We start from the raw sequence: 13,772 nt of genomic DNA, 5'->3' as shown, positions 1-13,772 counted from the left end.
GCACGAACACGAGGTTGTCATGAGCATCGCAGCTATCACCCGCGCCCGCGCCATCGCCGTCGTCACAGCCATCGGCCTGATCTTCGGAGGTGCTCTCGCCGTCCAACCGGCGTTCGCGGATTCTGCTCCACCCAACCCCTCCGATCCCTCGACGCCGACGACCGTCAGTGACGACGTGCTGCCGACGCCGCAGATCAACGGCGTCGCGTGGGCGCAGGTGGTCGTCGGTAACACGGTGTACGTGGCCGGAAGCTTCACGACGGCGCGGCCGGCGGGTTCCGCCCCCGGCGTGAACACTGTGGCGCGGAACAACCTCCTCGCTTACGACATCACCACCGGCGTCCTGAACCCGACGTTCGCCCCGAACCTGAACGCCCAGGCGCTCACGATCGCCGCATCGCCTGATGGCTCGCGCATCTACGTCGGCGGCGACTTCACGACGATCGACGGCAAGGGCGCCTACCGGCTCGCCGCATTCTCGACGGCGACCGGGGCCATGGTCAGCACCTTCAAGCCGATCATGGGCAGTGAGGTCCGGGCCGTGACCGCCACCAACACGGCGGTCTGGGCCGGAGGCACCTTCACGACCGTGAACGGCGCCTCGCGGATGCGCTTCGCCGCGGTGAGCGCGACCGACGGCTCCACCCTGCCGTTCGTCGCCGATGTCAACGACGCGGTCAACGCCGTGACGGTCACGACAGACGGTGCGCGCGTGGTGGTCGGCGGCCGCTTCAACACCATCAACGGGGCCTCCAACATCGGGCTCGGGATGGTCGACTCCAGCACCGGCAGCGTCCTGCCGTTCGCGGCCAACCAGTCGGTGCAGGACTCCGGATCGCAGGCGGCCATCGTGTCGCTGACGGCGACCAGCGATCGCATCTACGGTTCCGGCTACGTCTTCGGTGCCGGCGGCAACCTGGAAGGCATCTTCGCGGCGGATCCGAACACCGGCTCGATCATCTGGATCGAGGACTGCCACGGTGACACCTACTCGGTGTTCCCCCACGGCGACGCGGTCTATCAGGCCGGCCACTCGCACTACTGCGGCAACATCGGCGGCTTCCCGCAGACGAACCCGTGGACGATGCACCATTCCCTCGCCTACAGCAAGGCCGTGACCGGCACCATCAGCCACGACCCGTACGGTTACCACGACTGGTTCGGAAACCCGTCGCCTTCGCTGCTCGACTGGTTCCCGACCTGGCAGAACGGCAACTACACGAGCGCCGGCCAGGCAGGCTGGAGCGTCGCGGGCAACGCGAACTACCTCGTCTACGGCGGAGAGTTCCCCTCGGTGAACGGCGTGCAGACCCAGGGTCTCGCACGGTTCGCGAACCCGAACATCGCACCGAACAAGGTGGGTCCGGCCGGTGTGCCGCTGACTCCGACAGCTGTCTCGTTCGCGTCGGGGCAGGCGCGGGTGAGCTTCGCGGCGACGTATGACGCCGACAACGGCTACCTGACCTACAAGGTGTACCGCGACGCGGGAACGAGCCCGGTCTACACGACGACCGTGCACTCGAACTTCTACACGCGCCCGTTGATCGGCTTCATCGACACAGGGCTCACACCCGGTACGACGCACGTCTACCATGTGAAGGTCTTCGACCCGTTCAATAACACGAACTCCCGCGACACGAACTCGGTGGTCATCGCGAGCGGATCCGCCGCGGGCTCGACGTACTCGGATGCGATCACCGCATCGAACGCGACCTCGTCGTACCCCTTCGACGAAGCAAGCGGCACGGCGGTCTACGACCACATCGGCTTCAATGACCTGGTCGCCAACGCCAACGTCACCCGCGGAGCCGCAGGTCCCGTGAGCGGCGTCAACGCCACGACCTTCGACGGGGCAGCCGGCGTGGCAGTGACGCAGACGGCCATCCCCGGCCCGAACACGTTCACGGCCGAGGCCTGGTTCCGCACGACGACCACGAGCGGCGGAAAGATCCTGGGCTTCGGTGACCAGAACTCCGCACTGTCGAACAGCTACGACCGCCACGTCTACATGGACAACTCCGGAAAGATCTGGTTCGGTGTCTACCCGGGCGGCGTGCAGACGCTGACCAGCACCAAGTCGTACAACGACGGCAACTGGCACCAGGTGGTCGCCTCGCTCGGCCCGAACGGCATGGTGCTCTACATGGACGGCAAGCAGGTCGCGGCCCGTGGAGACGTCACCTTCGGCCAGGGCTACAGCGGGTACTGGAAGGTCGGCGGCGACAACCTGAACGGATGGCCGTCGCAGCCGTCGAGCCCATACTTCAAGGGCGACATCGGCCAGGTCTCGATGTACTCGACGGTGCTCACCCGCACCGACGTGCTGAACCACTGGGTCGCATCCGGGCGTGTCTCACCGTTCCCGCCGGCACCGACCGACGCATACGGCAACGCCATCTACAAGGCGAACCCGGACATCTACTGGCGGCTCTCCGACAGCGGCAACACCGCTGCCGACTCCGGCCCGCTGGGCAACAACGGGACGTTCTCCGGCCGGGCACAAACGCAGGGCCTCACAGGAGCGGTCGCAGGCACGACCGACACGTCGACCCGGTTCAACGCGACCAGCAATGGCCAGAGCGGTACCGTGCTTGCCAGCAGCGCGCAGTTCTCGAACCCGACGACGTATTCACTCGAGCTCTGGTTCAAGACGACCACCCACACCGGCGGCAAGCTGATCGGCTTCGGTAGCAACCAGACCGGGCTCTCCAGCAACTACGACCGCCACGTCTACATGCAGGACAACGGGCAGCTGGTGTTCGGCGTGTGGACAGGGCAGACCAACACCATCACGTCATCGAGCGCCTACAACGACGGCAACTGGCACTACGTGGTCGCCTCGCAGGCCGGCGACGGCATGAAGATGTACGTCGACGGCGCCCTGGTGGGCACGAACGGCCAGAGCGGCCAGCAGGCGTACAGCGGCTACTGGCGGGTCGGCGGTGACAACACCTGGGGTTCGACCGGCCCGTACTTCGCCGGCACGCTCGACGAGGTCGCGGTCTACTCGAGTGAGCTCTCGGCCACCGATGTCACGAACCACTATTCGCTGGGAACGTCCGGCACGGTTCCGAACCAGCCGCCGACCGCGTCGTTCACCTCGAGCGCCGCAGGGCTGAACGCCAGCTTCGACGGCACCGGCTCGACCGACCCCGAGGGACCGATCGCGTCGTACTCGTGGAACTTCGGTGACAGCTCGGCTCTGAGCGCCGATCCGACTCCGAACCACACCTTCGCCTCCACGGGCACCTACCAGGTGACCCTGACGGTGACGGACGGCAGCGGTGCGACGAACTCCGTGACGAACCCGATCACGGTGACGGACACCCCGCCGGTGGCGGCCTTCACCTCGACACCGACGAACCTGAACGTCGCGTTCGACTCGTCGGGATCGGGTGACCCGGACGGCACGATCGCCTCGTACGCATGGGACTTCGGGGATGGCGGCACCGACACGGTGGCGAACCCCTCCCACACGTACGCAGCGGGCGGCACCTACCACGTGAGCCTCACGGTCACCGACAACAGCGGCACGCCCACCACGGTGACGCATGACGTGACGGTGTCCCCGGTGAACCAGCCGCCGGTCGCCTCCTTCACCGCGACGCCGACGAACCTCTCGGTCGCCGTCGACGCATCCGCCTCCACCGATGACGGCACCATCACCGGCTACGCGTGGAACTGGGGTGACGGCACGGCGGCGGGCTCCGGCAAGACGACGAGCCACACCTACGCCGGCACCGGGACCTACACGATCACCCTGACCGTGACGGACAACGGAAACCTCACCAACAGCACGACGAAGCAGGTGTCGGTCACCGCGCCGAATAACGCTCTCGCCCAGGACGCCTTCGGGCGGACGGTGAGCGGCGGATGGGGCACCGGCGACATCGGCGGGACGTGGACGCTCTCGGGCGGCGCGACCAACTTCAGCGTCTCCGGCGGAACCGGCCAGCAGGTCGTCGCCGCAGGGTCGACGAAGACGGCGACGCTCGGCTCGGTGAGCGCGACGAGTACCGACACGACGGTCACGGTCTCGACGGACACTGTTCCCACCGGCGGCGGCACCTACATCGGCGCCGCGGGCAGGGTGGTCGGGTCCACCGACTACTCCGCACGGGTGTGGATCAAGGCGACGGGCGCCATGACTCTCCAGCTGATGCAGAGCGGCACGGTCCTGTCGAGCTACAACGTGCCGACGCTGACGTACACCGCGGGGATGCAGCTGAACCTGCACCTCCAGGTGTTCGGCACCTCGCCCACCACCATCCGCGCGAAGGTGTGGCCCACCGGCCAGACCGAGCCCTCGGCATGGCAGCTGAGCGCGAGCGACAGTACGGCGGCACTCCAGGTGGCCGGTAGCGTGAACCTCCGGACCTACACCTCGAGCACCTCCAGCGTCACCCCGGTGACCACGCGGTTCAGCAGCTACACCGTGAACCCCGGCCCGTGACGACGACCAAGCGGCCAAGCGCACGCGTTCTCGTGGCGCATCCGAGTGCGGAGCTCTACGGCTCCGACCGGGTGCTCCTCGAGAGCGCGAGCGCCCTGGTCGACGGTGGCTGGGAGGTCGTGGTCACCGTGCCCTGCGAGGGCCCGCTGATCAACGAGCTGCAGGTCCGCGGGGCACGGGTGGAGATCTGCGAGACACCCGTGCTTCGCAAGACCGTGAAGAGCCTTCCGGGCATGCTCCGGTTCGCAGGCGGCTCCGTCAGGGGTGCCGTCCAGGGCCTGGCCCTGATGCGCCGCGAACGGCCTTCGCTGCTCTATGTCAACACCATGACGATTCCGCTGTGGAGCGTGCTGGGCCGGCTGCGCCGGATTCCGGTGGTGACCCACGTGCACGAGGGCGAGGCCACCGCCTCCGTCCTGGTCCGGCGCGTGCTCGCCCTCCCCCTCTTCCTCTCCCAGGCGATCATCGCGAACAGCAGGTTCAGTGCCGGCGTGGTGACGGATGCGTTCGGTTCCCTCGGGCGCAGGATGCAGGTCGTGTACAACGCGGTGCCAGGACCTCCCGAGCGCTCTCCTGCGCGGAGGAAGATCGACGGCGACCTGCGGATCACATACGTGGGGCGGCTCTCCCCGCGCAAAGGTGTCGACGTCGCGATCGACGCGCTCGCGGAACTGGATCGGCGTGGGATCCCCGCCCATCTCAACCTCGTCGGCGCCGTCTTCCCCGGTTACGAGTGGTACGAGAACGACCTGCGGAAACAGGTCAAGGACAAAGCACTGGACACGCGTGTGTGCTTCGAGGGCTTCCAGCCCTCGGTATGGGAGTACCTGGCCGGCGGCGACGTCGTCCTCGTCCCGTCGCGCGTGGACGAACCGTTCGGGAACACTGCGGTCGAGGGCATCCTTTCCGGTCGCCCCGTGATCGCCAGTGCGACGAGCGGTCTGCTGGAAGCGACGGCGGGCTACGCGTCGGCCACGACCGTCACCCCAGGCGACTCCACCTCCCTGGCCGACGCGCTCGAGGACGCCATTGCGAACTGGGAGAGCTGTTCGGGCTCTGCCGGCAGCGATGCCCTCGAGGCTGAGAGGCGGCACAGCCCCCATGCGTACAGACAACGGATCCGAGCGATCGTCTCCGCGCTCGCACCGCGTGCCCACTGACCGTGTCGCGAAGCGCATCCGCTCGCTAGCATGGGATCCACGCGGCTCGGCCGTCAGGCCCGGTCGCGTTCGCACACCGACCCTGTGCGATTCGTCCCTGCGCGGCTCGCACGCCGAGAGGGGGTGCTGAGAGCACCATGCACCTGACCTCGCCTGCGCTTCCGACCTCGGTCTTCTCCATATCCGGAGACGCCGCCGACCGAATTCTGCCCTTCGCCATCGGCCTCACGCTCGCCGCACTCGGCTTCTTCGTGCTGCGCCGGTCGCCACGGCTGGCCGTCGGTCTCTGGATCTGCGTCGTGTGCTTCGTGCCGATCTGGTTCGGTTTCGGCATCGGCTTCAACGGCAACTACTACCTGCAGCCGCAGGCGGCGGCCGCGCTGCTCGTGATCGCAGCGCTCATTCCCATCCACGGATTTCGGCTGAGCCTCGCCGATGCGCTCGTCGCCCTCCTGATCGTGGTCGGGTTCATCTCGCTCCTGGCGGGGAGCGCGGGCATCGCTCTCAGCACCCTCTTCTCCATCGTGACGTACTTCGTCATCGGGTACGTGTTCGGGCGTTTTGCGCCCCTGAGCGTCGACCTCCGCTGGCTCTATGGCGCAGTCGGCGTCGCGTTCACCATCGTCGCCGTTCTCGCGCTGGGCGAGTGGGTCCTGAACTGGAACCCGTTCGTGCAGATCCACGTCGGCAACAACATGTACTCCATCTGGGGATCGCTCCAGATGCGCGGTGGGCAAGTGCGAGCGGAGGGGGCGTTCGGCCATTCGATCGCGCTGGGGGCGAGCCTCGCCCTCGCCATTCCCCTGACCCTCGGGTCGCGGTTCCGGTTCTGGCTGCGCGGCTCCATGGTCCTCGTGATGCTCGGTGCGACCGTCGTCACCTTCAGCAGGATCGGGATGATCACCGCCCTGCTGGGGCTCGTCCTGTCGATCGTCTTCCTGCGAGGCGCGATCCCGGCGCGCGGCAGGGTGGCACTGGTATCGACCCTCGTCGCGCTCTCGGCGATCCTGCTTCCCGTCGTCGCCACGGTGTTCGACGACGCAGGGACGGAAGCGAGCAACAGTGCGACCTATCGCTCCGACCTTCTGTCGCTCCTCGGGAGCATGAACCTGCTCGGCGTCGCGAGCTCGGCGCGCAAGGACCCGAGCGGCGCGGTCTACTTCGGCAACTTCCACTCCATCGACAGCCAGCTGATCCTCACGGGGCTCGCCAGCGGGCTCGTCGCGCTGGGCGCGATCGTCGCGTTCCTTGCCGCCGCAGTCGTGCTCGTGCTGCGAGGAAAGGCGACCGCCGCCACGATCGCCGTCGTGGCGCAGATCCCCGCTTTCGCGACGGTCGCGCTCATCACCCAGTACTCCATCTTCGCCTGGTTCGTGATCGGCGTCGCAGCGACCAGCCAGATCGCGGCACGTCAGGCACCCCCTGACGTTCCGGACGTCACGTCGGAGCGGCCCGCGCGCCGAAACGCACGAACAGAACGCATTCCACGAGAGACGACGGGGGCGACGACATGACACACAGCTCGAGCGCGCTCGAATCTCAGCTCCGCACATCCGACCCTGTGAGAGGCACCGCAATGAAAACGCACCAGTACCTGGGCACGTTCCGCCGATTCTGGTGGGTGGTGCTGATCATGACGATGGTGGGCACGTTCTGCGGGGTCGCCCTCTCCCAGATCGCGACCCCCCTCTACACGGCGACATCCAGCATGTACTTCGCCCTCAACTTCGGCGGGACGGCGATCGACCTCAACCAGGGGTCGACCTACACGCAGAGCCAGATGCTCTCGTTCGCCCAGATCGCGCAGTCGCCTCTCGTCCTCAACCCGGTCATCGACGAGTTGAACCTGAACACCACCGCGGCGGAGCTGTCGAACGCCATCGGCGTCAGCACCCCTCAGAACACGGCGATCCTCGAGCTGTCGGTCACAGACCCGAACCCGCAGAAGGCGGCGGACATCTCGAACGCCATCGCGGCGAGCCTCGGCGCGACGGTCTCGCAGATCGCCCCCAAGGGCGCCAACGACTCCACGACGGTGTCTGCCCGCACGATCCAGCACGCGACGGTTCCGCTGACCCCGTCGTCGCCCAACCTCCGGCTCAACGTCGTCGCGGGTCTCGTCCTCGGCCTCATCCTCGGATTCCTGATCCTGGTGCTCAAGGAGCTTCTCGACACGCGCATCCACAACGCGGAAGCAGCGACAGAAGTCGCCGGCGTCCCCCTGCTCGGATCGATCCAGCGCGAACCCCGCAGGGCCGTCGGCCCCGTCCTCGCACGCGACCCGTTGTCGAACGCTGCGGAGAACTTCCGGCAGCTGCGATCGAACCTCGGGTTCGTCGCGCTCGACTCGAAAACCTTCGGGTTCGTCGTCACGTCGTCGATCCCCGGGGAGGGGAAATCGCTGATCGCCACCAACCTGGCGATGGCCTACGCAGAGAGCGACCAGCGCGTGCTGCTGATCGACGCGGACCTGCGCCGTCCGATGATCGCGAAGTACACCGGCCTCGTCGGCAGTGCGGGCCTCACCTCGCTGCTCGTCGGCCGCGCGTCGCTCGAGGACGTGGTCCAGCGCTGGGGCACCGGCCACCTCGACGTCCTGACCAGTGGCCCGATCCCGCCGAACCCGAGCGAACTGCTCTCCTCACGGGCGATGGCCGAGCTCCTGGCGTCGGTCTTGAAGGACTACGACGTCGTGATCGTCGACACCGCGCCCACGGTCGCGGCGGCTGATGCGTCGATCCTGGCCAGGCTCGTCGACGGCGCGGTCGTCATCGTCGACCGCACGTCCGCCCACCGGGCGCAGCTGGCCCAGGCCATGGACTCGCTGGAGAAGTCGGGCGTGAGCGTCCTCGGGCTGGTTCTCAACCGGGTACCTCCCCGCAAAGACCGCCACGCTTACTACACGGCTATCGAAGAGCCCAAGCCGAAGCGCTCCTTCGCACTCGGCCGCAACTGGGGCGGCCGATCGATCGCTGCGGGCGGCGTGCCGACCGGCGGTGAGCGCCCGGAGAAGCACAGCCATGCCGACGTCGATCCGGGTGCCCGCGCCCAGGCCGACCCTGGCACCCCGGCTCACTCGGATGCCGACGCCGAATCGGATGGCCGCAGCGATCCGGATGCGCGCACCGAGTCCGACGCCGACGGTGGGGCCAACGTCGGACCGGATGCCCGCACGAGCGCGGGCGCGCCTGCCGGCTCGCGCTGAGGCGGCGGGCGCCTGCCGGCTCCTCGATCAGTGGAAGACGACGAGCGGGGAACCGGCCGCGTCGCTGAGTGTGATCACGAGCGGGTCGCGGCCGTCGGTGGGCATCGCGAAGATATAGGTCGCGTTGGCCGAGCCGCCGAGCTTGAGCGTTCCGTGGAACGGTTTCACCGCTGAGTCCGTCGTGATCGGAATCCCCGGGGTAGCAGCCTTGCCGTAATACGCGTTGACGGAGACCGCGTCGAGCGAGAAGGCGGAGGCCCCGCTGTTCGTGAGGTGCAGCACCACCTTCACCGCCGGCCCGCCGACTTCGCCGGCCTGCGACGCGGTCGCGGTGACGGAGCTGAGCGAGCTGATGCTCGCCAGGAGCCCCTTGGGAGTCGTGGCGACGGCCGTCGTCGCGACCGATTTCGCGACCGGCTGGCCGAACCTCGGATCGGCTTTGCCGGAGCCTGCATTGGGCGTGGTCTTCGGTCCGGGTACCGCCGGCCCGGACGCGGCAGGTGACGGCGCGGCAGACTGTGTCGCCGATGGGTGGGCGACCGGCGCTGCTGCTCCCGGCAGTTGCGGGCCATTGTTCGCGGCGCCGTGCACACCGGCGACGATGAGACCGCCGATGACTAGGGCCGCCACGACCGCGCCTCCTGCGAACAACAGGATGCGCCTGCGCACCCCCGTGTCAGCGTTCGCGTGGTCCGGGGAACTCACTGCGTGGGTCCTGGTCATCATCGACCTCCATCGATCGTGTCGGGCGTCGCTACAGGCGACCGGAGTTCGCGGAACCATTTCACGGACGCGAGAAGCAGGAAGACCGTGGTCGCCGCGAAGATCACGGTATAGACCACGAGGAAGAGGGGAAGGGCGCCGAGCAGCACGAAGGAGATGCAGAGCACGCCGTAGTCCATCGGCAGCACGGCGACGGCGCGCAGCCACGAGGGGCGACCCGGGAGGTCTTCGGCCAGCGAACGCACGCCGCGCTGGCGGCGCAGCTGCTCGGTCAGGATCATGCCGAAGAAGAGGACAGCGGACACGACGGTGAAGGCGATCGGCACCAACAGCCACCAGACCGGCACCACCGCGAACCGGAAGAAGCCGACGGCGAGCGCGAGGGGCATCGCCGAGACCTTCAGCGCATCCACCATGTGGTCGAGCCATTCGCCGGCCGGGCTACTGAGCCCCGTGAACCGTGAGACCTGGCCATCGGCGGAGTCCCACGCGTAGCCGATGAGCAGGAGGACGGCCACCGCGATTCCGGATGCCCAGGTGGGTGGCAGCAGCACGAGCAGCGCGATCGCGGTGAAGGTGAAGATGGCGCTGACACCGGTGACGGCGTTGGGCGTGAGCCCGAGCCGGATCGCGATCGCCGCCAGGACCCGGCCGATCCGCCGGTTGATGTAGCGCGAATATGCGGGAGCACTGCGCGCAGCCGGTTTCTGCGCTGCAGCGAGCTGGTGGAGGACATCGCGGAATCCGTGATCCCGGGGCTGCGCGTCCGCAGCGAAGTCGTTGCCGGTCATGAGCGCTCCGCCTCGGATGGTTCGAGTCTCGACATCGCGGGCGTGGCCGGGTGCCGCGCGACGTGGCCGCGACGCGGCCGAACGAGTTCGCGCGAGGCGAGGCCCTGCGCGAGCCGCTCGTAGGAGTCCGCCACCACATCCCAGTCGTAGGCCGCCGCTCGCGCCCCGGCGAGCTCCGCGCGGCGGCGCACCACCTCGGGGGCCGCCTCGGCGCCGTCGAGAAGGATCGCCAGGGAATGCGGATCGGCGAAGTACTGGCCCGCCTCACCGAGGACCTCACGGTTGAAGCCGACATCGAATGCCATCGTGGAGGTGCTCGCTCCGATCGCGCGAAGCAGGGACGGGTTGGTCCCTCCGACCGAGTGGCCGTGAAGGTAGCTGTAGGCGCCGGCGTAGAGCTGGTCGAGCAGCTCCTGGTCCCAGACCGCGCCGAGGAAGCGCACCCGGCCGTCCGCGAGTGCCTTGACGTCCCGCGTGTAGGCATCCGAATAAGGCGCCGACCCGACCACGACGAGCGGCCGCCCAGCGGTGCTGCGCGTGTAGCCGTCGACGATCAGGTCGACGTGGTTCTCGGGTTCGAACCTGGCCACCACGAGATAGTACTCTCCGGGCGCCAGCCCGAGTTCAGCGAGGCGATCGGCGTCCTTCCCGATTCGCGGGGCGCCGTACGAGATGAGCTGGGTGTCGGCGTCGAACTCGCTGCGGTAGTACTCGCGGATGCCGTCCGCGTCGGCGATCAGCGCATCCGACCAGCGCACCGCTGTCGTCTCCGCCCACCGGTAGTAGGTGCGGCCGGCGCGACCCCATTTGGCCCGCTGCCATTCGAGGCCGTCCACGTGGGTCGCGACCGGGATGCGCGCCGCCCGGATGGCCGGAAGGTAGGGCGCGTTCGCCGCGTTGAAGACGATCGCGGCATCGGTCCGGCGCGCCATCAGGTGCGCGACCGACAGTCCCGTGTGGCTGAGTGTCTCGAGCGAGCGGCGTTTGAGCGCAGGCCGGTAGACGAGTTCCATGCCGTTGTACCGCGCGGGCGTGTCGGGGTTGTCCGCGCTACGGCGGCAGTAGACCCGGATGCGGTGGCCGCGTGCGGCGAGCCGGGTGCCGACCTCTTCGATGCAGGTCTCGAATCCGCCGTATCGCGCCGGGACTCCGCGCGTGCCGACGAGAGCGATGCTGAGACTGGTGCCCCCACCACTCATCGGGTTCTCGCTCTCGTTCGGCACGGTGCGACGGGTCGACCGGGTGCCGTCACCCCGCCGGCGTGAGACCGTGCCGATGGGGAGTAGTCACTGCGGGTGCACCAGGGTCGGGTCGCTGTTGCAGTGACAGTCTATGCCGAGAAATCCTCATCTGTCGTCCCCCTCATCCGGGGGGTGTGCCGCCACCCCGCTCGCGGGACGCGCGCAGACCGTCGCGAACACCGCGAACCGCCGCCCGAAGGGGCGTCCACGACTGGAGCAGCTGGCGCCTCCCGCCCTGGAGCAGCACCTCGTACGCGATCGGGATGCTCGACCTCCTCCACCGTGCGACCGTCGCGCGATCGAGATTCCGGGCGGCGAAGACGAGCCGGTTCCGGATGTTGAAGTAGTAGTACAGGCCGGACTTCGGCGCTCCCCAGGCCTCCAGGCCCTCCCCCTGCGTGCCGCCCTCGGCGTGCACCGCCTCCACGCCCGAACACACGACCAGCCGCCCGCCCGCACGCCGCACCCGGTACGACAGCTCCACGTCCTCCCAGTAGAGGAAGTACCCGCGCCCGAAGCCGCCGACGCGATCCCAGAGCGTGCGAGAGACCAGGAGGCAGGCGCCGCTCAACCACGGCTCGAGGTCGGAGGCGGGGAACTCCGGCCGGCGCCGCGCCGACGTGATGCGGCCGTCTGCGAGGTGCACGTCGGCACCGTCGAACCACACCGAGCCGTCGGGGCGCAGAATGCGCGGGGCCACCAGAGCGAGCGGGTCGGCCTCCACGACGGCCAGCAGGCTCTCGACCGCGGCGGCGCCGATCACGGCGTCGGGATTGAGCAGCAGGAAGGCCGTCGCGCCGAGCTCCGCCGCGCGGGCGACCCCCGCGTTCATGCCGCGCCCGAAGCCGAGATTCCGCGGCGGTGCGACGAGCTCCCAGCCTTCGGCGCGCGCGAGCCGGCCCACGCTCTCCCGTTCCGCCGCATCCGAGAGATTGTCGACGACGACCACCCTGGCCCCGGACAGCGTCCGTGCGAGCGGCGCCAGGTTGGCTTGCAGCAGGCCGGTCGAGCGGAAGTTCACGACGACGATCGCGAGCTCACTGAACCGCGCATTTCCCATCGCACTCACCGCCCCCGCCTCGAGACCTGCAGAACTGCAGGATATCGAGGCGGGGGCTGTCACGTCACCTGCGCACCGCACGACACTGTCGGGCTGTCGCTGGCGCGCATCCGGCCGGTGTGTGACTATGGCCGCATGGCAGACGACGAGCGCATCGCCGTGACGATCGCGGTTCCGACGTTCCGGCGCGCCGACGACCTGCGCGAGCTCCTCCCCCTGCTGCGCGACCACGCCCGCCAGGTGTCGGCGGAGCCCGGCGGCCCGTTCGACGTCGACATCCTCGTCGTCGACAACGACCCGGATCGCTCGGGCGAACCGGCCGTCGCCGAGCAGCCGGCGGGCTCGATCCGCTATGTCGTCGAACCCCACCCCGGGATCGCCGCCGTGCGCAATCGCGCCCTCGACGAGGCCAAGGGCTCCCGCCTCCTCGCCTTCATCGACGACGACGAGCGCCCGCACGACCGCTGGCTCGCGTACCTGCTCGACACCTGGCTCGGGTCCCGTCCGGCCGCGGTGTCGGGCCGGGTCGTCGCCGCGTTCGAGGCCGAACTCGACCCCTGGATCGCCGCCGGCCGGTTCTTCACCCGGCGATCCCTGCCGACCGGAACCGTCCTCGACGTCGCCGCGGCGGGCAATGTGCTGCTCGACCTCGACCAGGTGCGCGCGAGCGGAGTGAGGTTTGCGCTCGACCTCGGCTTGAGCGGCGGCGAGGACACCCTGTTCAGCCGCCAGCTCGCGCGGGCGGGATTCCGGATGCTCTGGTGCGACGAGTCGGTCATCACCGACATGGTGCCCCGCAGCCGCATGACCCGTCGGTGGGTGCTGCGCCGCGCCTGGAGCCACGGGAACTCCGCGGCCGTGGTCGAGGTGCGGCTCGCGCAGAGTCCGCTCGCACGGGGCGTTGCGCGGATCCGGAGCACGGTACGCGGCGTCCTGCGCATCGTGGGAGGCCTCCTGCGGACGGCCTGGGGCGGCCTGGCCCGCTCCGCACGTCACCAGGCGCGCGGTCTTCGTGCGGTCTGCCGGGGCGCGGGCATGATCTGGGGCGCTTGGGGCGGCGTCTACCAGGAGTACTCGCGCGGCGAGGCTGTGGGTGCGGAGTTGCTCGCCGACAGCTGAACGTCGGAGCGCGGCGCTCC

The 13,772-nt window shown here is 68.8% G+C and carries 9 protein-coding genes; 5 read left to right on the top strand and 4 right to left on the bottom strand.

Going from position 1 to position 13,772, the window contains the following annotated elements:
* Positions 1-19: 19 nt before the first annotated feature.
* The 4 genes from ACV7NN_RS13580 to ACV7NN_RS13565 all read left to right on the top strand — a co-directional run bounded on the left by ACV7NN_RS13580 (position 20) and on the right by ACV7NN_RS13565 (position 8,818).
* Complete coding sequence (locus tag ACV7NN_RS13580) at positions 20-4,453, top strand: PKD domain-containing protein (protein ID WP_463350102.1); 4,434 nt, start codon at positions 20-22, stop codon at positions 4,451-4,453.
* A complete protein-coding gene (locus ACV7NN_RS13575) occupies positions 4,450-5,613 on the top strand; it encodes a glycosyltransferase (protein WP_463350101.1) in 1,164 nt (387 codons plus the stop codon). The genes ACV7NN_RS13580 and ACV7NN_RS13575 overlap by 4 nt, the downstream gene beginning before the upstream one ends.
* A 137-nt stretch (positions 5,614-5,750) precedes the next feature.
* On the top strand, positions 5,751-7,127 hold the full coding sequence (locus ACV7NN_RS13570; protein ID WP_463350100.1) for a hypothetical protein: 1,377 nt from the start codon (positions 5,751-5,753) through the stop codon (positions 7,125-7,127).
* A gap of 62 nt (positions 7,128-7,189) precedes the next feature.
* Complete coding sequence (locus tag ACV7NN_RS13565; protein ID WP_463350099.1) at positions 7,190-8,818, top strand: tyrosine-protein kinase domain-containing protein; 1,629 nt, start codon at positions 7,190-7,192, stop codon at positions 8,816-8,818.
* A 27-nt stretch (positions 8,819-8,845) separates the two neighbouring features.
* Here the strand turns inward: ACV7NN_RS13565 and ACV7NN_RS13560 are convergent, their stop codons facing one another.
* The 4 genes from ACV7NN_RS13560 to ACV7NN_RS13545 form a co-directional block, all read right to left on the bottom strand.
* On the bottom strand, positions 8,846-9,541 hold the full coding sequence (locus ACV7NN_RS13560; protein WP_463350098.1) for a hypothetical protein: 696 nt from the start codon (positions 9,539-9,541) through the stop codon (positions 8,846-8,848).
* On the bottom strand, positions 9,541-10,332 hold the full coding sequence (locus ACV7NN_RS13555) for a CDP-alcohol phosphatidyltransferase family protein (RefSeq protein WP_463350097.1): 792 nt from the start codon (positions 10,330-10,332) through the stop codon (positions 9,541-9,543). Before ACV7NN_RS13555 ends, ACV7NN_RS13560 begins: the two co-directional genes overlap by 1 nt.
* Positions 10,329-11,531 carry a DUF1972 domain-containing protein gene (locus ACV7NN_RS13550; RefSeq protein ID WP_463351297.1) on the bottom strand — a complete coding sequence of 401 codons (1,203 nt, stop codon included), beginning with the start codon at positions 11,529-11,531 and terminating at the stop codon, positions 10,329-10,331. The genes ACV7NN_RS13555 and ACV7NN_RS13550 overlap by 4 nt, the downstream gene beginning before the upstream one ends.
* A gap of 163 nt (positions 11,532-11,694) precedes the next feature.
* Positions 11,695-12,633: a glycosyltransferase family 2 protein gene (locus ACV7NN_RS13545; protein WP_463351296.1), complete on the bottom strand. Its 939-nt coding sequence runs from the start codon at positions 12,631-12,633 to the stop codon at positions 11,695-11,697.
* A 135-nt stretch (positions 12,634-12,768) separates the two neighbouring features.
* Here ACV7NN_RS13545 and ACV7NN_RS13540 point away from each other — a divergent pair, with 135 nt between their 5' ends.
* On the top strand, positions 12,769-13,752 hold the full coding sequence (locus ACV7NN_RS13540) for a glycosyltransferase family 2 protein (protein WP_463350096.1): 984 nt from the start codon (positions 12,769-12,771) through the stop codon (positions 13,750-13,752).
* The last annotated feature ends 20 nt before the right edge of the window (positions 13,753-13,772 follow it).

The sequence above is a fragment of the Leifsonia sp. Ger2509 genome (assembly GCF_055231915.1).
This window is presented reverse-complemented; position numbering and strand designations above follow the sequence as displayed.

What these genes read in the sequence shown, in the direction of transcription:
- ACV7NN_RS13545 (WP_463351296.1), bottom strand. Translation starts at nt 12,633, where the DNA reads ATGGGAAATGCGCGGTTCAGTGAGCTCGCGATCGTCGTCGTGAACTTC.
- ACV7NN_RS13570 (WP_463350100.1), top strand. Translation starts at nt 5,751, where the DNA reads ATGCACCTGACCTCGCCTGCGCTTCCGACCTCGGTCTTCTCCATATCC.
- ACV7NN_RS13565 (WP_463350099.1), top strand. Translation starts at nt 7,190, where the DNA reads ATGAAAACGCACCAGTACCTGGGCACGTTCCGCCGATTCTGGTGGGTG.
- ACV7NN_RS13560 (WP_463350098.1), bottom strand. Translation starts at nt 9,541, where the DNA reads ATGACCAGGACCCACGCAGTGAGTTCCCCGGACCACGCGAACGCTGAC.
- ACV7NN_RS13550 (WP_463351297.1), bottom strand. Translation starts at nt 11,531, where the DNA reads ATGAGTGGTGGGGGCACCAGTCTCAGCATCGCTCTCGTCGGCACGCGC.
- ACV7NN_RS13555 (WP_463350097.1), bottom strand. Translation starts at nt 10,332, where the DNA reads ATGACCGGCAACGACTTCGCTGCGGACGCGCAGCCCCGGGATCACGGA.
- ACV7NN_RS13580 (WP_463350102.1), top strand. Translation starts at nt 20, where the DNA reads ATGAGCATCGCAGCTATCACCCGCGCCCGCGCCATCGCCGTCGTCACA.
- ACV7NN_RS13540 (WP_463350096.1), top strand. Translation starts at nt 12,769, where the DNA reads ATGGCAGACGACGAGCGCATCGCCGTGACGATCGCGGTTCCGACGTTC.